Source organism: Pseudomonas tehranensis, assembly GCF_014268615.1.
Classification (GTDB): domain Bacteria; phylum Pseudomonadota; class Gammaproteobacteria; order Pseudomonadales; family Pseudomonadaceae; genus Aquipseudomonas; species Aquipseudomonas tehranensis.
Genome location: NZ_JABWQV010000051.1, coordinates 1 through 25,546 on the forward strand (window position 1 = coordinate 1; position 25,546 = coordinate 25,546).

Annotated in this window: 22 protein-coding genes; 17 read left to right on the forward strand and 5 right to left on the reverse strand. The window is 60.5% G+C overall.

The features are described from left to right. Window positions 1-55: 55 nt before the first annotated feature. Together HU811_RS11050 and ompR are read right to left on the reverse strand one after the other, a co-directional pair. A complete protein-coding gene (locus HU811_RS11050) occupies window positions 56-1,369 on the reverse strand; it encodes an ATP-binding protein (protein ID WP_047226842.1) in 1,314 nt (437 codons plus the stop codon). 113 nt (window positions 1,370-1,482) lie between these two features. Then, window positions 1,483-2,223, reverse strand: a complete 741-nt coding sequence (ompR, locus tag HU811_RS11055) for an osmolarity response regulator transcription factor OmpR (protein WP_025211284.1) — start codon at window positions 2,221-2,223, stop codon at window positions 1,483-1,485. Window positions 2,224-2,578: 355 nt separating this feature from the next. Between ompR and HU811_RS11060 the strand changes: the two genes are divergently transcribed. The 3 genes from HU811_RS11060 to gshA all read left to right on the forward strand — a co-directional run bounded on the left by HU811_RS11060 (window position 2,579) and on the right by gshA (window position 7,142). Next, complete coding sequence (locus tag HU811_RS11060) at window positions 2,579-4,903, forward strand: Tex family protein (RefSeq protein WP_186655852.1); 2,325 nt, start codon at window positions 2,579-2,581, stop codon at window positions 4,901-4,903. Beyond that, window positions 4,903-5,286 carry a PaaI family thioesterase gene (locus HU811_RS11065; RefSeq protein WP_092402053.1) on the forward strand — a complete coding sequence of 128 codons (384 nt, stop codon included), beginning with the start codon at window positions 4,903-4,905 and terminating at the stop codon, window positions 5,284-5,286. Before HU811_RS11060 ends, HU811_RS11065 begins: the two co-directional genes overlap by 1 nt. Before the next feature lie 272 nt (window positions 5,287-5,558). Continuing rightward, on the forward strand, window positions 5,559-7,142 hold the full coding sequence (gene gshA / locus HU811_RS11070; RefSeq protein WP_186655854.1) for a glutamate--cysteine ligase: 1,584 nt from the start codon (window positions 5,559-5,561) through the stop codon (window positions 7,140-7,142). Between the two features lie 93 nt (window positions 7,143-7,235). Here gshA and mgrA read toward each other — a convergent pair whose 3' ends face one another. Further along, entirely contained in the window at window positions 7,236-8,273 is a 1,038-nt protein-coding gene (gene mgrA / locus HU811_RS11075; protein ID WP_047226838.1) for an L-glyceraldehyde 3-phosphate reductase, read from the reverse strand. Window positions 8,274-8,546: 273 nt separating this feature from the next. On the opposite strand from mgrA, the gene HU811_RS11080 reads away from it, so the two are divergent. After that, window positions 8,547-9,287: an SDR family oxidoreductase gene (locus HU811_RS11080; RefSeq protein ID WP_186655856.1), complete on the forward strand. Its 741-nt coding sequence runs from the start codon at window positions 8,547-8,549 to the stop codon at window positions 9,285-9,287. 12 nt (window positions 9,288-9,299) lie between these two features. Here the strand turns inward: HU811_RS11080 and betT are convergent, their stop codons facing one another. Then, window positions 9,300-11,261, reverse strand: coding sequence for a choline transporter BetT (gene betT, locus HU811_RS11085; protein ID WP_177193383.1), 1,962 nt, complete (start codon window positions 11,259-11,261; stop codon window positions 9,300-9,302). Window positions 11,262-11,767: 506 nt separating this feature from the next. Between betT and HU811_RS11090 the strand changes: the two genes are divergently transcribed. From HU811_RS11090 to HU811_RS11145, 12 genes are all read left to right on the forward strand, one after another. Further along, window positions 11,768-12,766 (forward strand): D-cysteine desulfhydrase, encoded by a 999-nt coding sequence (locus HU811_RS11090; RefSeq protein ID WP_186655858.1) that lies wholly within the window; start codon window positions 11,768-11,770, stop codon window positions 12,764-12,766. A 303-nt stretch (window positions 12,767-13,069) separates the two neighbouring features. Then, the gene (gene tcyJ, locus HU811_RS11095) at window positions 13,070-13,864 is read left to right on the forward strand and encodes a cystine ABC transporter substrate-binding protein (protein ID WP_047226834.1); all 795 of its coding nucleotides are present in this window, start codon (window positions 13,070-13,072) and stop codon (window positions 13,862-13,864) included. Continuing rightward, window positions 13,864-14,529 carry a cystine ABC transporter permease gene (gene tcyL, locus HU811_RS11100; RefSeq protein WP_092402038.1) on the forward strand — a complete coding sequence of 222 codons (666 nt, stop codon included), beginning with the start codon at window positions 13,864-13,866 and terminating at the stop codon, window positions 14,527-14,529. Before tcyJ ends, tcyL begins: the two co-directional genes overlap by 1 nt. A 3-nt stretch (window positions 14,530-14,532) precedes the next feature. Next, window positions 14,533-15,294, forward strand: a complete 762-nt coding sequence (gene tcyN / locus HU811_RS11105) for an L-cystine ABC transporter ATP-binding protein TcyN (protein ID WP_092402035.1) — start codon at window positions 14,533-14,535, stop codon at window positions 15,292-15,294. A 469-nt stretch (window positions 15,295-15,763) separates the two neighbouring features. Then, window positions 15,764-16,531, forward strand: a complete 768-nt coding sequence (locus tag HU811_RS11110; protein WP_186655859.1) for a hypothetical protein — start codon at window positions 15,764-15,766, stop codon at window positions 16,529-16,531. Window positions 16,532-16,899: 368 nt separating this feature from the next. Next, window positions 16,900-18,141 (forward strand): SfnB family sulfur acquisition oxidoreductase, encoded by a 1,242-nt coding sequence (locus HU811_RS11115; RefSeq protein ID WP_092455950.1) that lies wholly within the window; start codon window positions 16,900-16,902, stop codon window positions 18,139-18,141. 23 nt (window positions 18,142-18,164) lie between these two features. Beyond that, complete coding sequence (locus HU811_RS11120; protein ID WP_092455952.1) at window positions 18,165-19,358, forward strand: SfnB family sulfur acquisition oxidoreductase; 1,194 nt, start codon at window positions 18,165-18,167, stop codon at window positions 19,356-19,358. Beyond that, window positions 19,358-20,716, forward strand: coding sequence for an LLM class flavin-dependent oxidoreductase (locus HU811_RS11125; protein WP_092455955.1), 1,359 nt, complete (start codon window positions 19,358-19,360; stop codon window positions 20,714-20,716). Before HU811_RS11120 ends, HU811_RS11125 begins: the two co-directional genes overlap by 1 nt. 146 nt (window positions 20,717-20,862) lie before the next feature. Continuing rightward, window positions 20,863-21,672 carry a MetQ/NlpA family ABC transporter substrate-binding protein gene (locus HU811_RS11130; RefSeq protein WP_186655860.1) on the forward strand — a complete coding sequence of 270 codons (810 nt, stop codon included), beginning with the start codon at window positions 20,863-20,865 and terminating at the stop codon, window positions 21,670-21,672. A gap of 2 nt (window positions 21,673-21,674) precedes the next feature. After that, window positions 21,675-22,799, forward strand: a complete 1,125-nt coding sequence (locus tag HU811_RS11135) for a methionine ABC transporter ATP-binding protein (protein ID WP_092455958.1) — start codon at window positions 21,675-21,677, stop codon at window positions 22,797-22,799. Next, the gene (locus tag HU811_RS11140; protein ID WP_186655861.1) at window positions 22,789-23,433 is read left to right on the forward strand and encodes a methionine ABC transporter permease; all 645 of its coding nucleotides are present in this window, start codon (window positions 22,789-22,791) and stop codon (window positions 23,431-23,433) included. Before HU811_RS11135 ends, HU811_RS11140 begins: the two co-directional genes overlap by 11 nt. Before the next feature lie 169 nt (window positions 23,434-23,602). Next, a complete protein-coding gene (locus HU811_RS11145; protein WP_092455965.1) occupies window positions 23,603-24,229 on the forward strand; it encodes a class I SAM-dependent methyltransferase in 627 nt (208 codons plus the stop codon). Between the two features lie 144 nt (window positions 24,230-24,373). On the opposite strand, the gene HU811_RS11150 is transcribed toward HU811_RS11145, so the two are convergent. After that, window positions 24,374-24,940 (reverse strand): transporter substrate-binding domain-containing protein, encoded by a 567-nt coding sequence (locus HU811_RS11150; protein WP_186655862.1) that lies wholly within the window; start codon window positions 24,938-24,940, stop codon window positions 24,374-24,376. 132 nt (window positions 24,941-25,072) lie between these two features. On the opposite strand from HU811_RS11150, the gene HU811_RS11155 reads away from it, so the two are divergent. Then, window positions 25,073-25,498 (forward strand): DUF4399 domain-containing protein, encoded by a 426-nt coding sequence (locus HU811_RS11155; RefSeq protein WP_186655863.1) that lies wholly within the window; start codon window positions 25,073-25,075, stop codon window positions 25,496-25,498. Window positions 25,499-25,546 lie beyond the last annotated feature (48 nt).

The following is a 25,546-nucleotide window of genomic DNA, read 5'->3' on the forward strand; positions in this document are numbered from 1 at the left end:
TCGCTATCGCGAGCAGGCTCGCTCCCACATCAGTTCTTGAGCAAACGGGTTGTCCCTATACCGCATCCCTGGGCAACAACAGCCCCAACGGCAACCTCACCCGCGCTTCCAGACCACCACCGGCGCGGTTGCGCAATTCGACATTACCGCCGTGCATTGAAGCGATGCGCTTGACAATGGCCAGGCCCAATCCCGTGCCTTTTCCGCCCCGGGCACGGTCGCCCCGGGTGAAGGGGTTGAAAATGGCTTCCAGTTCCGACGGATCGATCCCGGCACCACGGTCCATGACGCTGAGCACCACATAAGGTGCACTGGTATCACCGGAAACATAGGCCGCCACTTCGACGCCCGTGCCGGCGTGGTTCAGGGCATTGCCGATCAGGTTGTTCAGCAATCGCTTCATCGACACCCGGCGCAGCGGGAACGGCTGGATCGGCTCCAGGCGCAGGTGCACTTTTTCGCAGTTCTGGTTATAGGGCGCGGCCACTTCCCGCACCAACTCGCTGAGATCGACTTCCTCCACGGACTCGTCCCGACCGTCGCGAATGAACGCGAGGAACTGATCGAGAATCGCGTCCATGTCTTCGATATCGCGGACCATTTCATCGGTCAGGTCGGTATGCTCGCCCATCAACTCCAGCGACAGCCGTAAACGGGTCAACGGTGTGCGCAGGTCGTGGGAGACGCCCGCAAGCATCAGTTCACGCTCGCGTCCGGCCTGCTCGACGTCCTCGGCCATCTGGTTGAAAGCGCGGTACACCTCGGTCATTTCGCTGGGCGTGTCGCTGATGGGCAACCGCACACTACGGCCCTGGCCCAACTGTCGGGCCGCATAGACCAGGCGCTTGAGCGGCTGATTGAGCTGGCTGACGAAGATCCACGCCGAAGCGGTCGACAACAGGCCGATGGCCAGGAACCAACCAAGCACGTTCCAGATTTTCTGGCCGCGCAACGGGTGGGGGTACAACGGTACCTTCAACCAGCCATCCCCCAGGCTCGGCGCACGTACCCACAAAGCCGGAGGCGAGTGCATACGTAATCGCACTTCGGTATCGGCGCCGAGTTCGTCCTGCATCTGCCGTTGATAGATTTCGCTGTAAGGCCAGTGTTGTTCGCCTTCCGGCACGCCGGCGCCAACCACCCGGATCAGGGTCGCCGCTTCGGCAATCTTCTCCCGGTTGGCTTCATCGGCAGCCCAATAGGCTCGAAGGGTCAAGGCAACGCCGTGGCTGTACTGCCGGTCCACCAGCACATCTTCGTTCATCAGCAAGTAGACGAGCGTCAGTGCCTTGGAAAAGAGCACGACAATCAGCACCAGCCAGAGGGTGCGGGAGAAGAAACTCTGGGGGAACCAAACGGGGGTTTTCATGAATAGCCGCTACACACTTGCAGGAGCGAGCGATGCTCGCACAATAACGGACCGCGAGTCGCCTGCAGGAAGAAATTCAACCCGCCAGGCCACCCGCTCCTACAAATCACCGATCACTTGCTGGCGGCACCATCCGGCACGAACACATAACCCACGCCCCAGACAGTCTGGATATATCGCGGCTTGGAAGGATCAGGCTCGATCATCCGGCGCAGACGGGAAATCTGCACGTCGATGGATCGCTCCAGCGCATCCCATTCACGGCCACGGGCCAGGTTCATCAGCTTGTCGCGGGTCAGCGGCTGACGGGCGTTCATCACCAGGGCCTTGAGCACGGCGAACTCACCGGTGGTGAGCATGTGTATTTCATCGCCGCGCTTGAGCTCGCGAGTGGCCAGGGACAGTTCATAGTCGCCGAAGGTCACGCTTTCATCTTCGCTGCCCGGGGCGCCAGGCACCGGAGCCGACTGACGACGCAACACCGCCTTGACCCGAGCCATCAGCTCGTCCGGGTTGAACGGCTTGGCCAGGTAATCGTCAGCACCCAGTTCCAGCCCCTTGATACGGCTCAGCTCATCGCCCTTGGCGGTAAGCATGATGATCGGGATCTGGTTGTTGGCGCCACGCAGGCGACGGCAGGCCGTCAAACCGTCTTCACCTGGCAGCATCAGGTCGAGGACCACCAGGTTGAAGACCTCACGGGCCAGCAGCCGATCCATTTGCTCGGTGTTCGGTACGGTGCGGGCGCGGTAGCCCTTGCTGACGAAAAAGCGCTCCAGCAGGCTGCTCAGCCCCGGATCGTCGTCAACAATAAGAATTTTTTCGCCTTCAGCAGTTTGTGCAGTGCTGCTCATAGGAAGCTCCTTTGATCTCGGCGCGCATTATGGCCTAGCTGCCGTTATACGCACCGTGTGCATTGTTAGCAGATTTTTCCTCTATCTCCAGCAATCCGGGTATCAAGCCTACAGACCACGGAGCCCCCTAAGAACGGAACGCTGGTTATAATGCGCGGCCTTTTGTGCCAGGGAATGTCGGATCGTGATCCCGACGTATCGTTTTTTCCCTTGCCCGGCAGCACTTTCTGAATTTCGCGGGTCAACAGGCAGCCTCTTGACCCAGGCAGCGGCGCACGCCAGGCCGCTCAACCAGTCTCGCCGAGCCCGGCTTCTGCGGTGGCGGGTCTGATTTCACAATTTTTCAGGTGGTTTTATGGACAGCATCAACAGCCGCATCGCCGAGGAACTCGGCGTACGCCCACAACAGGTCGAAGCGGCCGTCGCGCTACTGGATGAAGGCTCCACGGTGCCCTTTATCGCCCGTTACCGAAAAGAAGTGACCGGCAGCCTCGATGACACCCAACTGCGTCATCTGGAAGAACGCCTGCGCTACTTGCGAGAACTCGACGAGCGGCGCCTCAGCATCCTGGCCAGCATTCAGGAACAGGGCAAGCTGACCCCGCAACTTGAGCGTGACATCAAGCTGGCCGACACCAAGACCCGTCTCGAAGACTTGTACCTGCCCTACAAGCAAAAACGCCGCACCAAGGGCCAGATTGCCCTGGAAGCCGGCCTCGGCGAGCTGGCCGACGGTCTGTTCAACGACCCGACCCTGGCCCCGGAAACCGAAGCCGCGCGTTTCGTCGATGCCGAAAAAGGTGTGGCGGACGTGAAAGCGGCGCTCGAAGGTGCCAAGTACATCCTGATGGAACGCTTCGCCGAAGACGCCAACCTGCTGGAAAAACTGCGCAATTACCTCAAGCAGGAAGCCACCCTCAGCGCCCGCGTGATCGCCGGCAAGGAAGAGGAAGGCGCCAAGTTCCGCGACTACTTCGAACACGACGAACCGCTCAAGAGCATGCCGTCCCACCGCGCCCTGGCAATTTTCCGCGGCCGCAACGAAGGCATTCTCAGCTCCGCGCTGAAGGTGGGCGACGAGTTGCCCGGCACCATGCACCCCTGCGAAGGCATGATTGGCCAGCAGTTCGGCATCCAGAACCAGAACCGCGCCGCCGACAAATGGCTGGCCGAAGTGGTGCGCTGGACCTGGAAGGTCAAGCTCTACACCCACCTGGAGACCGATCTGCTGGGCGAACTGCGCGACAACGCCGAGACCGAGGCGATCAACGTCTTCGCTCACAACCTGCACGACCTGCTGCTGGCCGCACCGGCCGGGCCGCGCGCCACCCTGGGCCTGGACCCGGGCCTGCGTACCGGTTGCAAAGTGGCCGTGGTGGACTCCACCGGCAAGCTGCTGGACCATGCCACGGTCTACCCCCATGTGCCGCATAACAAGTGGGACCAGACCCTCGCCGTGCTCGCCGCGCTATGCGCCAAGCATTCGGTGGACCTGATCGCCATTGGCAACGGCACCGCCAGCCGGGAGACCGACAAACTGGCCGCCGAACTGATCAAGAAATACCCGGCCATGAAGATGACCAAGGTCATGGTTTCCGAGGCTGGCGCTTCGGTTTATTCGGCGTCGGAACTGGCCTCCAAGGAATTCCCGGACCTGGACGTGTCGATTCGTGGCGCGGTGTCCATTGCTCGCCGCCTGCAGGACCCGCTGGCGGAACTGGTAAAGATCGATCCGAAATCCATCGGTGTCGGCCAGTACCAGCACGACGTTTCCCAGTTGAAACTGGCCCGAGGCCTGGATGCTGTGGTGGAGGATTGCGTGAACGCCGTGGGCGTGGACGTGAACACAGCTTCGGTAGCGCTGTTGGCGCGTATCTCGGGTCTCAATGCCACGCTGGCGCAGAACATTGTCACTCACCGCGACGAACATGGTGCGTTCAAGACCCGCGCCGCATTGAAGAAAGTCCCGCGCCTGGGTGAAAAAACCTTCGAACAGGCCGCCGGCTTCCTGCGCGTCATGAACGGCGACAACCCGCTGGATTCGTCGGCTGTCCACCCTGAGGCCTACCCACTGGTGCAACGCATCGCCGCCCAGACCGACCGCGACATCCGCTCGCTGATCGGTGATGCTGCGTTTCTCAAACGCCTGGACCCGAAAAAATTCACCGACGAAACCTTCGGCCTGCCCACCGTGACCGACATCCTTCAGGAACTGGAGAAACCCGGCCGTGACCCGCGTCCCGAGTTCAAGACTGCCGAGTTCCAGGACGGCGTCGAAGACCTCAAGGACCTGCAACCGGGCATGATCCTCGAAGGCGTGGTGACCAACGTCACCAACTTCGGTGCCTTCGTCGACATCGGCGTGCATCAGGATGGTCTGGTGCACATCTCCGCGCTGTCGGAGAAGTTCATCAAGGACCCGCGCGAAGCGGTGAAGGCCGGTGATGTGGTGAAAGTGAAGGTCATGGAAGTCGACATCCCGCGCAAACGCGTCGGTCTGTCGATGCGCATGAGTGATACGCCGGGCGAGAAAGTCGACGGTGCCCGCGGCGCTCGTCCGGGCTCGACACCGCGTCAATCGCAGAACCCCACACCGCGCAAGGAAACCGCCACGCAGGCCCCGGCCAACAACGCCATGGCCTCGCTGTTCGCCAATGCCAAACAGTTGAAGAAACGCTGATGGATGCGCCAGCCGGGTTGGTGGAAAGCGCGTTTTTCAAGCTGCTCGGCTGCCGTCTGCACAGCCTGGGTGACGGGGTGGCGCAAGTCGCCCTGAGCCTTGAGCCACCGTTGCGCAACCGCGGCGGCAAGCTGCATGGCGGCGCGTTGTTCAGCCTGGTGGACATCGCCATGGGCCTGGCCTGCTCCAGCGTCCATGGCTTTGACCAGCAGAGCGCGACCATCGAATGCAAGATCAACTACATTCGCGCCGTCTCCGACGGTGCGGTGCTCTGCACGGCCCGGGTCATTCACCCGGGTCGGCGCACGCTGGTGGTTGAGGCCGAAGTGATGCAAGGCGACAAACTGGTCGCAAAAGCACAAGGCACGTTCGCAGTCCTATAGCTCCCTGTCATCGATTTGGGTTAATTTCGGCGCTGCGAATGCGGTGTCGGAACTCCTTGTGGGAGCGGGCTTGCTCGCGAAAGCGGTGTATCAGGCGACTCCAATGCCGACTGACATACCGCCTTCGCGAGCAAGCCCGCTCCCACAGGGGGCTGCGACGATTTGTCTTTGGCAGCACAAAAACCAGGCGAAAACGCCAGTTTTAACTTCACCCTTGTAGACCGTCGTGACCACCCCCATATTGGGGCGACTGACGCGTGAAGGAATTCAACTTGAGCGACCTTTTAAACCGCCGCCTGGCTCTGCTCGGCGAGCGCGCCAACCTCTCCCTGCTCGAGCAGTGCCTGCACGGCATCGAACGTGAATGCCTGCGCGTCACGGACACAGGGCATCTGGCGCAGACCCCGCACCCCGAGGCCCTGGGCTCGGCGCTGACCAACGAACAGATCACCACCGACTATTCCGAGTCGCTGCTGGAGTTCATCACCCCGGCCCAGGCTGACGTGGCCGATACCTTGCACAGCCTCGACAAGATCCACCGGTTTGCTTACAGCAAACTCGGCAACGAGTACCTGTGGAGTCCTTCGATGCCGTGCCCGCTGCCAGCGGAGGAAGACATTCCGATCGCGTATTACGGCACCTCGAACATCGGTCGGCTCAAGTACGTCTACCGCCAGGGTCTGGCGCTGCGCTATGGCAAGACCATGCAATGCATCGCAGGGATCCACTACAACTTTTCCCTGCCGGAAAAACTCTGGCCGCTGCTGCGTCAGGCCGAAGCCGTTGAAGCGAGCGATCGTGATTTCCAGTCATCGGCCTACATCGCGCTGATCCGTAATTTCCGTCGCTACAGCTGGTTGCTGATGTACTTGTTCGGTGCCTCGCCGGCTCTGGATGCCGGCTTTCTGCGCGGCCGTCCGCACCAGTTGGAACAATTGGATCCGGACACCTTGTACCTGCCGTATGCCACCAGCCTGCGCATGAGCGACCTGGGTTACCAAAGCAACGCCCAGGCCGGCCTGACCCCCTGCTACAACGACCTGGCAAGCTACACCGACAGCCTGCGCAAGGCGGTGGCGACACCGTACGCGCCCTACGTCGAAGTCGGCACGCATAAGAATGGTGAGTGGGTGCAGCTCAACACCAATATTTTGCAGATCGAAAACGAGTACTACTCCAACATCCGCCCAAAACGCGTGACCTATACCGGCGAGCGCCCGATCCAGGCGTTGATGGCCCGGGGCATCCAGTACGTCGAAGTCCGTTGCCTGGACATCAACCCGTTCCTGCCGATGGGCATCGATCTCACCGAATCGCGGTTCCTCGATGCATTCCTGCTGTATTGCGGCCTGAACGACAGTCCATTGCTGGAAAACAACGAGTGCAGCAATGCGACGAACAACTTCCTGACCGTGGTCAAGGAAGGCCGGCGGCCAGGTTTGCAATTGCAACGCCAAGGGCAATCGGTGGACATGCAAGCCTGGGCCATTGAGCTTCTGGAGAAGATCGCACCATTGGCCTCGCTGCTCGACGAGAGCCAGGGGGGCGACGCCCATCGCCAGGCATTGGACGCGCAATTGGCGAAGGTGCGGGACCCGTCACTGACCCCCTCCGCCCAAGTGCTGGCGGCCATGGCACAACACCAGGAAAGTTTCGCCCAGTTCTCCCTGCGCCAGAGCAAGGCCCACGCCGAATTCTTCCGTGCCAAGCCGTTGCCTACCCAGGAGCAGAGCGCATTCGAAGAAAACGCTCGTCAATCCCTGGCTCAGCAAGCTGAGCTTGAGCAGAACGAAGAGGGGGATTTCGATGTGTTTGTAGGGGCGTACCAGGCGAGCATCCTGGCAATCAGTAACTAGCGAGCGAACACCTGTGGGAGGGAGCAAGCTCCTCCCACAGGGTTTTGTGTACAGCCGGCCATTTTTGGCGGATCGGCTGTTTGGCAAAAGTAACTACTCCGCCGACGAAGGTTTCTCCCACAGATTGATCCCGCCCTCCTGGGCAAACCGATCGATCTGCGCCAGTTCTTCAGCGCTGAAACTCAGGTTCTTCAACGCCCCGACGTTCTCGATAATCTGCTCCGGCCGACTGGCGCCGATCAGCGCTGAGGTTACCCGTGCGTCGCGCAGGGTCCAGGCCAGGGCCATTTGCGCCAGGCTTTGCCCGCGACGCTGGGCAATTTCATTGAGGGCGCGCACATGGGCGATGTTCTCCTGCGACAGGTGCGAAGCCTGCAACGAACCACCACCTGGGCGATTGACCCGTGCATCGGCCGGAATGCCCTTGAGGTACTTGTCGGTCAGCAGGCCCTGGGCCAAGGGCGTAAAGGCAATCACACCCGTGCCCAGTTCATCGGTGGCGTCCAGCAGGTCCTTTTCCACCCAGCGATTGAGCAGGTTGTAGGCCGGTTGATGGATCAGCAGTGGAACCTTCCACTCTTTGAGTAGCGCAGCCATTTCCCGGGTCTTCACACCGGAATACGAAGAGATGCCGATGTACAACGCCTTGCCCTGCTGCACGGCCGTGGCCAGCGCGCTGGCGGTTTCTTCCAACGGGGTGTCGGGGTCGAAGCGGTGGGAATAGAAGATATCCACATAGTCCAGGCCCAGGCGTTGCAGGCTCTGGTCGAGGCTGGCCAACACGTACTTGCGCGAACCACCCCCCTGGCCGTAAGGACCGGGCCACATGTCCCAACCGGCCTTGCTGGAGATGATCAACTCATCGCGGTACTGTTTGAAGTCTTCGCGCAGCAAGCGGCCAAAATTGATCTCGGCGCTGCCGTAGGGCGGGCCGTAGTTGTTGGCCAGGTCGAAGTGATTGATACCCAGGTCAAACGCCGTACGCAGCAGCGAACGCTGCGTGTCGATCGGCGTGCTGTCGCCGAAGTTGTGCCACAACCCTAACGACAGCGCCGGCAGCACCAGCCCGCTGCGACCGACACGGCGGTAAGGAATGGACTCGTAGCGGTTTTCGGCAGCGGTGTAGGTCATCGAAAGGCTCTCTGTTCGGGTGGCTGGTACATGGGGCAAGCTAACACCTCACAGACGCATCCGTCAGGCCAAAAGTTCGCCTGTCCGGCGTGGGAGCGAGTTTGCCGGTGCAGGTGATCTACCGCAGGTGGGCGACACCTCGGCCCATGGAAGAGACGTCTTCCTGCCCGCGTATTGTTTGTGATTACTGAACAGTCAAGGCAGCCATCGGGCATTTATCACCGACAGTAAACATGTGAATCTGGCTTCATCCACTTCAAAAGGAGCCCTGTCATGCCCCCGCAAACCATCAAAGTTGCCATCGTAACCGGCGCCTCCCGCGGCATCGGCGCCGAAATCGCCAAGCAACTGGCCCGCGATGGTTATGCCGTCGCCATTAACTTCGCCAACAGCGCCGCCGAGGCCTCGAAGCTGGTGGTGCAATTGCGCCAGGCCGGTCACCAGGCCATAGCGATCAAGGCAGATGTGTCCTCTGCCGTCGACGTCCGCCGGATGTTCGACGAGACCGAAGCGCAACTGGGCAAGGTGGATGTGCTGATCAATAACGCTGGCACCCTTCAAGTGATGCCCTTGGCCCAGCACAGTGACGAGCTGTTCGACCAGACGTTCGCCATCAACACTCGCGGCACCTTCAACACCCTGCGCGAAGCCGCAACCCGTCTGAGCGACGGTGGCCGGATCGTGAATTTTTCCAGCAGCACCGTTGGCCTGAACCTGCCCGGCTATTCGGTGTACATCGCCAGCAAGGCCGCCGTCGAATCACTGACCCAGGTGTTCGCCAAGGAACTGCGCGGCCGCCAGATCACAGTCAACGCCGTGGCGCCCGGCCCGGTCGCTACCGAACTGTTCCTGCATGGCAAGAGCGAAGAACAGATCCAGAACTTCGCCAAAATGCCACCTCTGGAACGCCTCGGCCAGCCCGAGGACATCGCCAGCATCATATCCTTCCTGGTCAGCCCGGCCGCCGGCTGGGTGAACGGGCAAATCCTGCGTGCCAACGGCGGCCTGGTCTGAGGTTTCGCCCGATCAGCGCACCAGATGCAGGAACTGCATATGCCGCTCGTATTGGTCGAGGATGTCGTTGATGACCTGTTCCTTGGTGTAGCCCACCAGATCGTAATCCTGGCTGCCTTCACTCAGGTGCACTTCAGCACGGTAGTAACGGCGGTTGTTGAGTTCCTTGGAACCCATGCCGCCGCGAGCGAAGGACGGCGTGAAATAGCCGCGCATCTGCACCTGGTAGATGAACGGATGCTGCTCGCCGTGGCCGATCTCCAGGCTGACGCTGTCGTTGGCCGGGTCTGGCTGGGTCACCACGGTCAGGCCTTTCTCGGCGAACACCGCTTTCACCTCCTCGATGGCCGGGCGTACCGTGGTGTCGAGAAAACGGTACACCTCGTCGCGGGACGGGAAATGCACCGCCTGACTCAAGCGCTGTCGCCAGCCGCCCGTACCTCGTCGAGAAGCCGACACCGGCGCCAGCGAATGCAACTGCGCAATCTGCTTCTGGGACTCGAGGTAAAACGCCTTGTGCAGGCCCCACATCATCAACAGCAGAATCAGCGAGAACGGCAAAGACGTCAGCACCACTGCCGACTTCAAGGCATCGATGCTGCCGGAGAACAGCAATGCACTGGTCACCAGGGCGGTCATCGCCCCCCAGAACACCCGCAGCCATTTGGGCCCGTCTTCATCAGGGCTGCCGCCCTTGGCCGACAACGTCGAAAGCACCACAGTGCCGGAGTCGGCTGACGTAACAAAGAACACAAAACTGATAAACACGGTCACCGCGATGACGGTCTTGCTCCATGGATAGGTTTCCAGCAGCAAATAAAGGCTCATCGAGGGGTTTTCCAGGGCGGACATCCCCAAAGCACTCATGCCGTGGTTCAACACTTGATCAATGGCGCTGTTACCGAAGATCGACATCCACGCCAGGGTGAAGCCAAGGGGAATCAGCAACACGCCAAACACGAACTCGCGGATAGTGCGCCCACGGGAGATGCGCGCAATGAACAGTCCCACGAACGGTGACCACGCGATCCACCAGGCCCAGTAGAACACCGTCCAGCCGCCCAGCCAGTCGCTGGGCTCGTTGTAGGCGTACACGTCAAAACTCTTCATCGGCAGGGCGCCGAGATAATCGCCGATGTTCTGGATCAACGTGTTGAGCAAATGCTGGGTAGGCCCGGCAAACAGCACGAACAGCAGCAACGCGCAGGCCAGCAGCATGTTGATGTCGGACATGACCCGCACGCCTTTATCGACACCGGCCACCGCCACAATGATTGCCGCGCCCATCATCAGTACGATCAGGCCGACCTGAATCCACTGGGTGTGGGCGATGCCGAACAGATAATCGAGCCCGGAATTGAGATGCAGCACCCCAAACCCCATGTCCGCGCCGAGGCCGAACACGGTCGCGATGATGCCGAAGCCGTCCACCGCGTAGCCGATGGGGCCGTTAATACGTTTACCGATCAGCGGGTACAGCGCTGAACGCAGGGCCAACGGCAAATTGTGCCGGTAGGCAAAGTACGCCAGGGCCATGCCGACGAAAGCAAACACGCCCCAGCCATGCAGGCCCCAGTGCAGAAACAGGATCTGCATGGCTTGGCGCGCGGCATCTGCGGTACCAGCCTCGCCTTGCGGTGGCTGAACCAGATGGGTCAGCGGTTCGGAGACACAGAAAAAAAACAGCGTGATGCTGATACCGGCAGCGAACAGCATGCCGGCCCAGGACAGGTAACTGAATTCGGGCTCGTCGTGGTCGGCACCGAGCTTGATCTTGCCGTAGCCGGACAAGGCGGTGACCACCACGAAGACCAGATACAGGGTCATCGCCAACATGTAATACCAGCCGACCGTATTGGCCGCCCAGTTCTGCGCCGCCAGCAGCCAGGCACCGGCCTGCTCCGGCACAGCAATGACCACCAGGCCGAACAGCAGAATGAAGGTCGCGGCAAAGTAAAAAACCGGCGGATTCATGCGGACCAGGCCGCTGGGTGGAAGGGACGAGGCACTCATGAGCGAGGGTCCCCGGAAAACGAAATCGTGAAAATTGCGAACGGACTCGGCAAAGGCAAGCCTCCTGTTGTGAGCGGGCAGCAAACCGACGGTTTAACTTGAATGAACGTTCAAGTTAAACATGAATAGGTAGCTAAGGACTAATCCCAGGTCTGGCCGGTACTTTTCCTACACTGGTCTGGGAGGCTATGACGCTATCTGGAGAGCATTCGTTCAGTGTCTAAATATATGTCCTAGGAAACATGCCCCCTGTGGGAGCGGGATTGCTCGCGAAGGGGCCGTAACATTCACATCAATGTAGATTGGAAGTCCGCCTTCGCGAGCAAGCCCGCTCCCACAGGATCTTCATTGTCCAGCAATCCGGGAGTCCCACCCTGCCGGTTTACGTCCAAACAAAACGATTGCCGGTTGCCCATCAATATCGGCGTGCCTATAGTCCAGGCATCTCCTGCAATCAGTACGGACCCATGATCAAACAACAGCTAGCGCGCTTTAACCGTCTTGACCTGCTCGGCCATCCAACTCCCCTGGAAAAACTCGACCGTCTTTCCTCCTGGCTCGGTCGCGACATCTATATCAAGCGCGACGACCTGACCCCGCTGGCTTTGGGCGGCAACAAGCTGCGCAAGCTCGAATACCTGGCCGCCGACGCCCTGGCTCAAGGTGCCGACACCCTCATCACCGCCGGTGCGATCCAGTCCAACCATGTGCGCCAGACTGCCGCGCTGGCGGCCAAGCTGGGCCTGGGCTGTGTGGCCCTGCTGGAAAACCCCATCGGCACCGAAGACAGCAACTACCTGAGCAATGGCAACCGGCTGCTACTGGAGCTGTTCGACGCCAAGGTCGAATTGGTCGAAAACCTGGACAACGCCGACGAGCAATTGCAGGCCCTCGCCGCGCGTCTGCGCAGCAATGGGAAAAAGCCGTATCTGGTACCGATTGGCGGTTCAAATGCTCTGGGCGCGCTGGGGTATGTGCGCGCCGGGCTGGAACTGGCCGAACAAATCAAGGACACCGGCCTGAATTTCGCCGCCGTGGTGCTGGCCTCCGGCAGCGCCGGGACTCACAGCGGTCTGACGCTGGCGCTCAGTGAAAGGCTGCCGCAACTTCCCGTGATTGGCATAACGGTCTCACGCAGCGAAGAAGACCAGCGCCCCAAGGTCCAGGGCTTGGCCGAACGCACCGCCCAACTGCTTGACATATCGTTTCCAGAGGCCTTCAAGGTGAACCTGTGGGACGAATACTTCGCCCCGCGTTACGGCGAACCCAATGCCGGTACGCTGGCAGCAGTCAAATTGCTGGCGAGCCTGGAGGGTCTGTTGCTCGATCCGGTCTACACCGGCAAGGCGATGGCCGGCCTGCTCGATGGTATTGGTCGCGATCGCTTCGACGAGGGCCCGATCATCTTCCTGCATACCGGCGGCGCACCGGCGTTGTTTGCGTATAACGCGGCGTTCCAGGCTTAGGTGAAGCGTTTTTGTGTGAGCGGGCTTGCTCGCGAAAGCGTCGGCGCATCCAACATGTTTGGTGACTGACAGATAGCCTTCGCGAGCAAGCCCGCTCCCACAGAAACATTCATTCCATGGTTGAATAAGTGGGAGATTTAATATTATTTTCCAATCTATAAAAGCCGTCTTATAGTCTTGGCACCGGCATATTTGCCGCGAGACGCACAGGCTGCTTTAAGGCAGGATGGGCAATCTTTTTAATCGCGGCGACGCCTTCTCTCATCCGAATAACGTCTCCATAAAAAAACACAGGGGCTTGTCATGAATTTTTCCGCATTACGTCGCAACCTGTTGGTGGGTTCGCTGGGCCTGGCATTGAGCGCCGGTCTGCTGGGGCAGGCAGTCGCCGGTGAGCAGTTGCAAAAGATCAAGGATGCGGGCGTGATCAACGTCGGTCTGGAAGGCACTTACCCACCGTTCAGTTTCGTGGACGCCGATGGCAAGCTGGCCGGTTTCGAAGTGGAGTTTTCCGAAGCCCTGGCCAAGGAGCTGGGCGTGAAGGTCAAACTGCAGCCGACCAAATGGGACGGCATTCTCGCAGCGCTGGAATCCAAGCGTCTGGACGCGGTGATCAACCAGGTCACCATCTCCGAGGAGCGCAAGAAGAAGTATGACTTCTCCCAGCCCTACACCGTTTCCGGTATCCAGGCACTGGTGCTGACCAAAAACAAAGACGCCATCAAGACCGCCGATGACCTGGCTGGCAAGAAAGTCGGCGTTGGCTTGGGCACCAACTATGAGCAATGGCTCAAGGAAAACCAGCCAAAGGCTATTATCCGCACCTACGACGATGACCCAACCAAATATCAGGACCTGCGTGTAGGCCGCATCGACGCCATTCTGGTAGACCGGCTGGCTGCTCTGGAGCTGACCGCCAAGGCCAAGGACACCGCCGTTGCCGGCGAGCCGTTCTCCCGCCAGGAAGCCGGTATCGCCCTGCGCAAAGGCGAGCCTGAGCTGCTGGACGCAATCAACAAGGCCATCGACAAATTGCGGGCCGACGGCACCCTGGCGAAAATTTCGCAGAAATACTTCAACGCTGACGTCACTCAATAATGGAAGAGGCTTTTCAACTCGCGCTGGACTCCGCGCCCTTCTTGCTCAAGGGCGCGTATTACACGGTCATCCTCAGTTTGGGCGGCATGTTCTTCGGCTTGTTGCTGGGCTTCGGCCTGGCGTTGATGCGCCTGTCGCGCTTCAAACTGGTGAGCTGGATCGCTCGCATCTACGTGTCGTTTTTTCGCGGCACGCCGCTGCTGGTGCAGTTGTTCGTGATCTATTACGGGTTGCCCCAACTGGGTGTTGAGCTGGATCCGTTGCCGGCGGCGCTGATCGGCTTCTCGCTGAACATGGCGGCCTATGCGTGTGAAATCCTGCGCGCGGCCATCAGTTCCATCGAGCGCGGCCAGTGGGAAGCCGCGGCCAGTATCGGCATGACCCGCGCCCAGACCCTGCGCCGGGCCATCCTGCCGCAAGCGGCGCGAACGGCCTTGCCTCCTCTGGGCAACAGCTTCATTTCCCTGGTCAAGGACACCGCACTGGCGGCGACCATCCAGGTGCCGGAGCTGTTCCGTCAGGCGCAGTTGATCACTGCCCGCACTTTCGAAATCTTCACCATGTATCTTGCCGCCGCGCTGATCTACTGGATTCTGGCCAGCGTGCTGGCGCACCTGCAGAACGTCCTGGAAGCCCGGGTCAATCGGCATGACCAGGAGTCCTGACCCATGATTGTCGTGGAAAAACTGACAAAGCAGTTCAAGGGTCAAGTGGTGCTCAATGGCATCGACCTGGAGATCAAAGAAGGCGAAGTGGTGGCGATCATCGGCCCCAGCGGTTCGGGCAAAACCACCTTCCTGCGCTGCCTGAACTTCCTCGAAGAACCCAGCAGTGGCCGGATCAAGGTCGGCGACATCGAAATCGATGGCAGTCGACCGCTGAACCAGCAACAGAACCTGGTGCGTCGTTTGCGCCAGCAGGTGGGTTTTGTGTTCCAGAACTTCAATCTGTTCCCTCATCGCACCGCGCTGGAGAACGTCATTGAGGGCCCACTGGTGGTGAAGAAGACCCCACGTGCCGACGCTGAGGCTTTAGGCCGTAAACTGCTGGCCAAGGTCGGGCTGGCAGGCAAGGAGGACGCCTACCCGCGGCGTCTTTCCGGTGGCCAGCAACAGCGCGTGGCGATTGCCAGGGCGCTGGCGATGGAGCCTGAGGTGATTCTGTTCGACGAGCCGACGTCGGCCCTGGACCCGGAGCTGGTGGGCGAGGTGCTGGCGACGATTCGTGGCCTGGCCGAAGAAAAGCGCACCATGGTCATTGTGACTCACGAAATGGGCTTCGCCCGGGACGTGGCGAACCGCGTGGTGTTTTTCGATAAAGGTGTGATCGTCGAACAAGGCGAAGCCAAGGCCTTGTTTGCAGCCCCCCGGGAGGAACGCACTCGACAGTTTCTCAGCAAGTTCCTCTCGGCCGGACACGGCAACCAGTAAGTTATTTATATTGTCCCTACTTCCAAGGATGGAGGTGGAACAACTAACAGCCCAACGCAAAAAAACTAAAAAGTTTAGCTCCTTTAACACGCCCACCTCGTTGACGTGCGATATATACATATCTCTGGCAACACTTCTCTTTGGGCTACGCTATTTATCCGACTTCCTGCCGCACTTCCCTTCCAAACCAATGAACCCGAGGAAAATGGCGCACAACGCAACGTATTCTTACCTTGAATGCGTAGGACATTTCTGAAGCCGTATCCAATTAATTATTAAGCAAGTTCCTCTATTGACACTGAAACTGCTGAACCCTTATCTAGTGACCCACAGGCGACGCGAACTATTTTAGTTCTGCGCGGTGAACCGCAGACAGGGTCCATGCTGCGCAATAAAAATATGTCGCGATGATTAAGCGCCTTCGATCTTCCCGAAACGGACTTCGTTTTAAAGCATCAAGGAGAACACCATGACATGTACGTCGAACATTCCTGAACTGGCGGCGCCTATCCTGGCCAACGCTCTGCGTAACAGCATCAACATCACCAGCGCGGCACACTTGCAAGTGGCGATTGCCCCTTATCCCGGCATGGACGCGGGCGATCTGATCGAGCTGTTCTGGGACAATTGCTACGTCGGCTCCCGCCTGCTGTCACCGGCCGACGTGCACAGTAGCGTTACGTTGCGGGTCCCCGAGAGCTTCATCGTCAATGGGACCTCGCGCATCCATTATCGCGTGATGCAAGTGGGGCGCGGGCCGGCGCTCTCAGCATCGCAACGGGTCCAGGTCAAGCTCGATTGCCCCGGTGGCCAACCGTCGGCCCTGAGCGGTGATGAAAACCAGGGCCTGGCACCAGTGCGGATTCCTGATGCTATCCGCCGTAAGGGCGTGAACCCGAGCCAGGTCAAACGTGGCGTACCACTGACCATAGAGCCCTATCTGAACATGGCCGCTGACGATGCGATTACCTTGCGCTGGGGCGACGTGCGCATGGACCTGCCCCGCATCAAGCCTTGTGAGGTTGGCCTGCCGATCAACATCTGGGTACCGCCGCAGATCATCCTGGAGGCAGGGGAAGACCTGCGCCTGGAAGTGACCTACTGCATCCTCGACCGCGCGGGCAACAACTCCCACTGGGCGCCGCCGCGAACGTTGAAGATCGGTTGCGCCAACCCCTACCTGAGCACTTCTCCGAAAGAGGCGCTCATGGCCGCCGAAACGCGCCGCCGAACATGAATACTCTGAGCAAGCTGTTGTGGCGAGGGGATTTATCCCCGCTGGGCTGCGAAGCAGCCCCCACTATGCAATCGCGGTGCAACAGGTTGCTGTGTTGACTGCTTTGGGGCTGCTGCGCAGCCCAACGGGGATAAATCCCCTCGCCACAACATCGCTCGGCACAAAGCCCTCTATTGATATTCCTAAAAGTTAGTTCAAAAATAAATTACACACGTTTAGGGTATATAAACCGGACCACCGGACATTCTTGATTTTTGCTCGCCGTCTTCATCGCGGCGTTTCTTGAGATGTGAGGTGGGTATGGAACGGAACACAATCACCCCAGTGCAATATGCCAGGACACTGCCTGCAGCCACGGAGTGGCTGTAATGTCGGATTTGGCGCAAGCAAAGGTCCAGAGCGACCTGGACATCGCACCGCAGCTGTTGCCCGCACAGGTGTTGCGCAACGATGCCGAGGCCATCAAAGCCGCCCATGAACTGGCGCAGGTCGCCCGTCAGCAGGCCGCGCGTCGTGACCAGCAACGCAAGCTACCCTGGGCAGAAATCGAGCAATTCACCCGTAGCGGACTGGGCAGCATCGCCATTCCCCGGGCATACGGCGGCCCGCAGGTTTCTTTCGTCACCCTGGCCGAGGTGTTCGCGATCATTTCCGCCGCTGACCCGGCCCTCGGGCAGATCCCGCAAAACCAATTCGGCGTACTCCAACTGATTCTCGGCACCGGCACCGAACGGCAGAAAAAAATCCTGCTGCAGAGCGTGCTCGAAGGCTGGCGCATCGGCAACGCCGGGCCGGAACGTGGCACTCGCAATACCCTTGAACTCAAGGCCCGGATCACCGCTGACGGTGACAGGTTTGTCATCAATGGTCAGAAGTTCTATTCAACCGGCGCGCTGTTTGCCCACTGGGTCGCGGTCAAGGCGCTGAATGACGAGGGTCGGCAGGTGCTGGCGTTCGTGCGGCGCGGCACCCCGGGCCTGCGGATCGTCGACGACTGGTCAGGGTTCGGCCAGCGCACCACGGCCAGCGGCACCGTGTTGCTGAACAATGTGCAAGTGGATGCCGACTTGGTGCTGGAGAACTGGCGCATCAACGAAACGCCCGGCGTGCAAGGCGCGATTTCCCAACTGATCCAGGCCGCCATCGATGCAGGCATCGCCCGTGGCGCCATCGACGATGCCATCGCCTTCGTCCGAGAACGAGCCCGGCCCTGGATCGATGCCAAGGTCGACCGGGCCAGTGACGACCTCTATGTGATCGCCGACATCGGCAAGCTGAAAATCGAACTGCACGCCGCCGAAGCGTTGTTGCGCAAGGCCGGACAAGTGCTGGACCAGGTCAGCGCCGCGCCCATCACCGCGCAATCGGCTGCCCGCGCCTCGATTGCCGTGGCCGAGGCCAAGGTGCTCACCACCGAGATCGCCCTGCAAGCCAGCGAAAAATTGTTAGAACTGGCCGGCAGCCGCGCCACCCTCGCCGAATTCAATCTCGACCGCCACTGGCGCAACGCACGGGTCCATACCCTGCACGACCCGGTGCGCTGGAAGTATTACGCGGTAGGCGCCTACCACCTGAACGGCACCTTGCCGGCCCGGCATTCCTGGATCTGACGACCCGACCTCTGGAGCAGTACATGACGTTTTCTCAACACGTCGCGGTGATCACCAGCGATGAACAAGCCCTGATCGTGGCCAGCGACCTGGCCGATGACTTCAAGCGCGACAGCGCCCTGCGCGACCGTGAGCGCCGCTTGCCGTACCCGGAACTGGAGGCCTTCTCCCGCTCTGGCCTGTGGGGCATCAGCGTGCCCAAGGCCTATGGCGGCGCCGGTGTGTCCAACGTCACCCTGGCCAAAGTCATCGCGCTGATTGCTCAGGCCGACGGCTCGCTGGGGCAGATTCCGCAAAATCATTTCTACGCCCTGGAAGTGCTACGGGTAAACGGCAGCCAAGCGCAAAAACAACGCCTGTATGCCGAAGTCCTGGCCGGCCAACGTTTTGGCAATGCATTGGCGGAGCTCGGCACCAAGACCGCCCACGACCGCATCACGCAACTGCGCCGCGACGGTGAGGGCTACCGCATCAGCGGTCGCAAGTTCTACGCCACGGGGGCGATCTACGCCCAGCGCATCCCCACGTCGGTGGTGGATGAAAACGGCGTGCAACAACTGGCATTCGTCCCGCGCAACAGCCGAGGCCTGACGGTGATCGACGACTGGAGCGGTTTCGGCCAGCGCACCACCGGCAGTGGATCGGTGGTGTTCGAGGACGTTTATGTCACCGCCGAAGACGTCGTGCCCTTCCAGAGCGCCTTCGAACGCCCAACGCCGGTGGGGCCGCTGGCGCAGATTCTTCACGCCGCCATCGACACCGGCATCGCTCGCGCCGCCTATGAGGACGCCCTGCATTTTGTCCGCAGCAAAACCCGGCCCTGGATCGACGCCACCAGCGACGTCGCCACCGAAGACCCGCACACCCTCAAAAGCTTCGGCCAACTGAGCATCCGCCTGCACGCCGCCGAAGCCCTGCTGGAACGTGCCGGTGAGTTTCTCGACCGGGCCCAGGCCGACACCCAGGCCGACACGGTCGCCGCCGCCTCGATTGCCGTAGCCGAAGCCCGCGCCATCAGCACCGAGATTTCCCTGGCCGCCGGCAGCACCCTGTTCGAATTGGCCGGCAGCCAGGCGACCCTGGCCGAACATGGTCTCGACCGCCACTGGCGCAACGCCCGGGTGCACACCCTGCATGACCCGGTGCGCTGGAAATACCACGCGGTGGGCAACTTCTACCTCAACGATGAAAAACCGCCGCTGCGGGGGACTATCTGATGGCGGCCGACAGGAAAAAGATCCTGCTCAACGCGTTCAACATGAACTGCATCGGGCACATCAACCATGGTTTGTGGGCTCATCCCCAGGACACCTCGACCCAGTACAACACGATTGAATACTGGACCGCCCTGGCGCAATTGCTCGAGCGCGGATTGTTCGACGGGCTGTTCATCGCCGACATCGTCGGGGTCTACGACGTGTACCAACAGTCGGTGGACGTCACGCTCAAGGAGTCGATCCAACTGCCGGTCAACGACCCGTTGCTGCTGGTCTCGGCGATGGCCGCCGTGACGAAAAACCTCGGCTTCGGGCTCACCGCCAACCTGACCTACGAACCGCCCTACCTGTTTGCCCGACGCATGAGCACCCTCGACCATCTGAGTCGCGGCCGGGTCGGCTGGAACATCGTCACCGGCTATCTGGACAGCGCCGCCAAAGCCATGGGGCTTACCGCGCAGGTCGAGCATGACCGCCGCTACGACCAGGCCGATGAATACCTGCAAGTGCTCTACAAATTGTGGGAGGGCAGTTGGGAAAACGACGCGGTGCTCAACGACCGCGAGCAGCGGATCTATGCCCGGCCGGAGAAAGTGCACAAGGTTCGGCACCAGGGCGAGTTCTATCAGGTCGAGGGTTATCACCTCTGCGAACCCTCGCCCCAGCGCACGCCGGTGCTGTTCCAGGCCGGTAGTTCCGAGCGCGGCCTGCTGTTTGCCGGGCGGCATGCCGAGTGCGTGTTCATCAGCGGCCAGAACAAACCCGCGACCAAGGCCCAGGTGGACAAGGTTCGCGCCAGCGCCGCCCGAGCCGGACGAAACCCCGGGGACATCAAAGTGTTCATGGGCCTTAACGTGATCGTCGGCGAGACCGAAGCGGCCGCCTGGGCCAAGCATGCCGAGTACCTGAGCTACGCCAGCGCCGAAGCCGGGGTGGCGCATTTTTCCGCCTCGACAGGAATCGATTTTTCCGCGTACGAACTGGACGAACCGATCCAGTACGTGAAGAGCAACGCCATCCAGTCTGCCACCAAGATCCTGCAGAACAACGACTGGACCCGGCGCAAATTGCTGGACCAACACGCCCTGGGCGGTCGCTACATCACCCTGATCGGCTCGCCCGAACAGGTGGCCGATGAACTGGAGGCGTGGATCGCCGAAACCGGCCTCGACGGCTTCAACCTGACCCGCATCGTCACGCCGCAAAGCTACGTGGACTTCATCGACCTGGTGATCCCCGAGTTGCAGCGACGCGGTTCGTACAAGACCGAATACGACAACGGCACCCTGCGCGAAAAGCTGTTTCACGCAGAGGCCCATTTGCCCGAACAACACACCGGTTCGACCTACCGACACTGACCTTGTGGGAGCAAAGCTTGCTCGCGATGCAGACACCTCGGTTTTTGAGCGACCGCATCAACTTCATCGCGGGCAAGCCTTGCTCCCACAGAGCTCTGTTCGCCACAAAAAATATGCACCGCCCATTAATGACTGGAATATCCGACATGACCAAGCAACTCCTGACCTTGCCAGTCAAAGCACTGGCCCTGGCCCTCGGCCTGTTCAGCTCGACGCTGTTTGCCGCCGACGCACCGTTGAAGATCGGCACCACCGCCGCGTTTGCCATTCCCCTGGAAGCCGCCGTAGAAGAAGCCGGCAAGCAAGGCTTGAAGGTCGAGTTGGTGGAGTTCAGCGACTGGATCGCGCCCAACGTCAGCCTGGCCTCCGGTGATATCGACGTGAATTACTTCCAGCACATTCCGTTCCTGGAAAATGCCAAGGCCACCGCTGGGTTCGACCTGGTGCCCTTTGCGCCGGGGATCATCAACAACGTCGGGCTCTATTCGAAAAAATACAAAAGCTTCGACGAGCTGCCCGAAGGCGCGAGCGTCGCCATTGCCAACGACCCGATCAACAGCGGTCGCGGCCTGCAACTGCTGGCCAAAGCCGGGCTGATCACCCTCAAGCCGGGGGTGGGTTACAAGGCCACCGAAGACGATATCGTCGCCAACCCGAAAAAAATCAAAATCCTGCAAGTCGAAGCCGTGCAACTGGTGCGCGCCTATGACGACGCCGACTTGGTACAGGGCTATCCCGCCTACATCCGCTTGGCGAAGACCTTCGACGCCACGTCTGCCTTGCTGTTCGACGGCCTCGATCACAAGGAGTACGTCATCCAGTTCGTGATCCAACCCAAGAGCAAAACCGACCCAAGGCTGATCAAATTCGTCGACATCTATCAGCACTCACCTGTCGTGCGTGCTGCCCTGGACAAGGCCCATGGCAAGCTCTACCAGGCCGGATGGGAAGGCTGACCATGAACGCCGTCAATGCTCGACTCAGACACGAAGCTCCCACGCCACAAAGCGCCGACCAGACCGAGCTGCATCCGGAGTTGAACCGCGCCCTTGTGCGCTTCATCGGCCTGGGCAAGACCTACAACGGTGCCCAGGGTCCGGTGGCCGCGCTGCAAGGGATCGACCTGGCGATCCAGCGCGGCGAGGTGTTCGGCATCATCGGCCGCAGCGGCGCCGGCAAGTCGTCGCTGATCCGCACCATCAACCGCCTCGAACAACCCACCAGCGGCAGGGTGTTGATTGATCAGATAGACATCGGCGAGTTCGATGAGGACCGCCTGGTGGAATTGCGCCGGCGCATCGGCATGATCTTCCAGCACTTCAACCTGATGTCGGCCAAGACCGTCTGGCAGAACGTTGAGCTGCCGCTGAAAGTCGCCGGCGTGCCCAAGGAACAGCGCCAGCGCAAAGTCCGCGAGCTGCTGGAGCTGGTCGGCCTGCAAGGCAAGCACAAGGCCTATCCGGCGCAACTTTCGGGCGGTCAGAAGCAGCGGGTGGGGATTGCCCGGGCGCTGGTCCATGACCCGCAGATCCTGTTGTGCGATGAAGCCACATCGGCCCTTGACCCGGAGACCACCCAATCGATCCTCGGTTTGCTACGCGAGATCAATCAGCGACTGGGCCTGACCATCGTGTTGATCACCCACGAGATGGCGGTGATCCGTGAAGTCTGCGACCGGGTGGTGGTGCTCGAGCAAGGACGCATGGTCGAGCAGGGACCGGTCTGGGAAGTATTCGGCAACCCGCAACACGAGGTCAGTCGGACGCTGCTGGCGCCGTTGCAACACGCCATACCGCAAGAGCTGCAAAGTCGCTTGCAGGGGCAGCCGGCATCGGCGGATGCGGCTACCGTGCTGCGCCTGAAGTTCAGCGGCATAGATCGAGAAGAACCGGATCTCGCCGCCTTGTTCAGTGCCCTCGGTGGACGGGTGCGGCTGCTGCACGGCGGCATCGAGCGCATTCAGGGCCACGGGCTGGGGCAATTGTTGCTGGCCGTGAGCGGTTCGTCATGGGGCGCCGAGGAATTGCGTCAACGGGCGGGCAATTGGGCACAACGGGTAGAGGTGCTGGGTTATGTGGTTTGACCGGTTGTTGCAGGGTTTTATCGACACGTTCCTGATGGTTGGCGTGTCATCGTTGATTGCGTTGCTGGCGGGCATACCGCTGGCGGTGATCCTGGTCACGAGCGGCAAGGGTGGAATTTATGAAGCGCCAGCCTTGAACCGGGCCCTGGGCGCGTTCGTGAACCTGTTCCGCTCGATACCGTTCCTGATTCTGATGGTGGCGTTGATCCCGTTCACCCGGCTGATCGTCGGCACCACCTATGGCGTGTGGGCCGCGGTTGTACCGCTGACCATCGCCGCTACACCGTTCTTTGCCCGTATCGCCGAAGTCAGCCTGCGCGAGGTCGACCATGGCCTGATCGAAGCGGCCCAGGCTATGGGTTGCCGACGCTGGCACATTGTCTGGCATGTGCTGCTGCCCGAAGCCCTGCCGGGCATCGTTGGCGGTTTTACCATCACCTTGGTGACCATGATCAACTCCTCGGCCATGGCCGGAGCGATCGGCGCCGGCGGCCTGGGCGACATCGCCTACCGCTACGGCTACCAACGTTTCGACAGCCAGATCATGCTCACGGTGATCGTGTTGCTGGTGGCATTGGTCGCCGTGATCCAATTGGGTGGTGACCGCCTGGCGCGCGACTTGAATAAACGCTGACCTATGGGAGCAGTTGACCTGTGGGAGCAAAGCTTGCTCGCGATAGCAGTATTCCATCCAACATGGATACCAACTGGACGACTGCAGTCGCGAGCAAGCTTTGCTCCCACAGGCAGATCAGCGGGCTTGCGGTATAGTCGGCTGACACTCCTCACCCAAACCCACACCCATGAAACACACCACCGACGACCTGCACGCCATCACCGCCACGACCCTGGGCCATTACAACGCCGTGGCAGAGAGCTTTCGCGACGGCACCCGCGACCACGATGTCAGCCAGAACATCGACGCCCTGCTGCGCCATATCCAGGGCCAGGCACCGCTGCACATCCTGGATTTCGGCTGCGGCCCGGGGCGCGACCTGCGCACATTCACGGCCATGGGCCATGTCGCGGTCGGCCTCGACGGTTCAGAGGAATTTGCCCGGATGGCGCGCCAGGACAGCGGTTGTGAGGTGTGGCAGCAGGACTTCCTGGAACTCGACCTGCCGGTCGAACGCTTTGACGGGATTTTCGCCAACGCGGTGCTGTTTCATGTCCCCGTCCAGGAACTGCCACGGGTGCTCAAGCAATTGCACGCCACCCTCAAGCCCGGCGGCGTGCTGTTCAGTTCCAACCCGCGGGGAGAAAACCAGGAAGGCTGGAACGGCCAGCGCTTCGGCGCGTATCACGACCTTGCGGCATGGCGCACGTTGCTCACCGAGGCAGGTTTTGTCGAGCTTGAGCATTACTATCGACCGGCGGGGCTGCCGCGGGAGCAGCAGCCATGGCTGGCGAGTGTCTGGCGTAAGTCCTGAGATTGGGGCAGGGTGAGTGGTGAATCCTGTGGCGAGGGAGCTTGCTCCCGTTCGGCTCTGTAGGCGCTGACGAAGCCTGCGATCTGTTGATCTTTCGCTTAAGACTCAAGTGTCCTTGAAAAGATCGCAGCCTCGTTGCACTCGTCAGTTCCTACGACCCAACCATTTCTGCGACAACTGCTCCAATCGCCCGTCGTCCTTGATCCGCTCCAGAGCATTGTCCAGGCTGGCCTTGAACGCCGGGTTGCCCTTCTGGAACGGAATCACCAGGCTCGGCGCCGGCTCGCTCTTTTCTTCCGGCTGAAAGGACTGCGCCATGACCAGGGGACGCGGTGTCTCATCCTTGCGCGCCAACAGTTGCGCATCCGGCTGGCTGTAAACGGCGCTGGTGTCGAAACGTTCGGCCAGTTCCGGGGTCATTGCTATGTGGTTGATGGCAACGTCGTACTTGCCACTTTCCACGCCGGACAGCAGATCCCCGGCATCGGTGACCACAAAATCGGCGCGAACATCCAGCTCACCGGCCAACATCTGTCCCAGCTCCACCTCGAAGCCGGTGAGTTTGCCGTCTTCCTTGAAGTTGAAAGGGCTGGTGTTGGCTTCCACAGCGATGCGCAATTCGCCACGGTCGTTGACGTCGTCGATCAGTTCGGCATGGGCCAGAGGGCTCAAGAGGGGTAGCAGGCAGATCAGCCCAGGCAGAAAACGCATGGTCACTCCTTTGTATTGTTACAAGCGACGCTCGTTTCAGGCTCGCTTTGCTATGGTTGTTGCAGGCTTCGACAACGAATGGTCATGAAGTTGTCATGATCTCGCGGATTTCATGAAAAACTGGAGAAAAAAATGAAAAGCTTTATGTCACGTGCCGCCTTGGCCGGCCTGTTGCTGGGGGCTTCGATGCTGGCATCCGCCGCAACCCCTGCTCCCAAGGGTGCAGAGGTATTCATCGTTTCCCCGGAAGACGGTGCCACCGTCGGCCAGGAATTCAAGGTCAAGTTCGGCGTCAAGGACATCGCGCTGGCCCCGGCGGGTGATGTGACGAAAAATACCGGTCATCACCATTTGCTGATCGATGTCGACAAACTGCCTGCCAAAGGCGCACCGATTCCAACCGACGCCAACCACATGCATTTCGGCAAGGCGCAAACCGAGGCTACGATCAAACTGGCACCGGGTAAGCACACCTTGCAGCTGATACTCGGCGACAGCGGCCATATGCCGTTCGATCCGACCATCGTTTCCAAGAAAATCACCGTAAACGTGAAATAACACGGTACCCATAAACACTCCCCCCTGTGGGAGCGGGCTTGCTCGCGA

Bases quoted from the DNA above. Each gene is read 5' to 3' on its own strand.
- HU811_RS11050 (WP_047226842.1), bottom strand. From the start codon at position 1,369: ATGAAAACCCCCGTTTGGTTCCCCCAGAGTTTCTTCTCCCGCACCCTC.
- ompR (WP_025211284.1), bottom strand. From the start codon at position 2,223: ATGAGCAGCACTGCACAAACTGCTGAAGGCGAAAAAATTCTTATTGTT.
- HU811_RS11060 (WP_186655852.1), top strand. From the start codon at position 2,579: ATGGACAGCATCAACAGCCGCATCGCCGAGGAACTCGGCGTACGCCCA.
- HU811_RS11065 (WP_092402053.1), top strand. From the start codon at position 4,903: ATGGATGCGCCAGCCGGGTTGGTGGAAAGCGCGTTTTTCAAGCTGCTC.
- mgrA (WP_047226838.1), bottom strand. From the start codon at position 8,273: ATGACCTACACCGCTGCCGAAAACCGCTACGAGTCCATTCCTTACCGC.
- HU811_RS11080 (WP_186655856.1), top strand. From the start codon at position 8,547: ATGCCCCCGCAAACCATCAAAGTTGCCATCGTAACCGGCGCCTCCCGC.
- betT (WP_177193383.1), bottom strand. From the start codon at position 11,261: ATGAATCCGCCGGTTTTTTACTTTGCCGCGACCTTCATTCTGCTGTTC.
- HU811_RS11090 (WP_186655858.1), top strand. From the start codon at position 11,768: ATGATCAAACAACAGCTAGCGCGCTTTAACCGTCTTGACCTGCTCGGC.
- tcyJ (WP_047226834.1), top strand. From the start codon at position 13,070: ATGAATTTTTCCGCATTACGTCGCAACCTGTTGGTGGGTTCGCTGGGC.
- tcyL (WP_092402038.1), top strand. From the start codon at position 13,864: ATGGAAGAGGCTTTTCAACTCGCGCTGGACTCCGCGCCCTTCTTGCTC.
- tcyN (WP_092402035.1), top strand. From the start codon at position 14,533: ATGATTGTCGTGGAAAAACTGACAAAGCAGTTCAAGGGTCAAGTGGTG.
- HU811_RS11110 (WP_186655859.1), top strand. From the start codon at position 15,764: ATGACATGTACGTCGAACATTCCTGAACTGGCGGCGCCTATCCTGGCC.
- HU811_RS11115 (WP_092455950.1), top strand. From the start codon at position 16,900: ATGTCGGATTTGGCGCAAGCAAAGGTCCAGAGCGACCTGGACATCGCA.
- HU811_RS11120 (WP_092455952.1), top strand. From the start codon at position 18,165: ATGACGTTTTCTCAACACGTCGCGGTGATCACCAGCGATGAACAAGCC.
- HU811_RS11125 (WP_092455955.1), top strand. From the start codon at position 19,358: ATGGCGGCCGACAGGAAAAAGATCCTGCTCAACGCGTTCAACATGAAC.
- HU811_RS11130 (WP_186655860.1), top strand. From the start codon at position 20,863: ATGACCAAGCAACTCCTGACCTTGCCAGTCAAAGCACTGGCCCTGGCC.
- HU811_RS11135 (WP_092455958.1), top strand. From the start codon at position 21,675: ATGAACGCCGTCAATGCTCGACTCAGACACGAAGCTCCCACGCCACAA.
- HU811_RS11140 (WP_186655861.1), top strand. From the start codon at position 22,789: ATGTGGTTTGACCGGTTGTTGCAGGGTTTTATCGACACGTTCCTGATG.
- HU811_RS11145 (WP_092455965.1), top strand. From the start codon at position 23,603: ATGAAACACACCACCGACGACCTGCACGCCATCACCGCCACGACCCTG.
- HU811_RS11150 (WP_186655862.1), bottom strand. From the start codon at position 24,940: ATGCGTTTTCTGCCTGGGCTGATCTGCCTGCTACCCCTCTTGAGCCCT.
- HU811_RS11155 (WP_186655863.1), top strand. From the start codon at position 25,073: ATGAAAAGCTTTATGTCACGTGCCGCCTTGGCCGGCCTGTTGCTGGGG.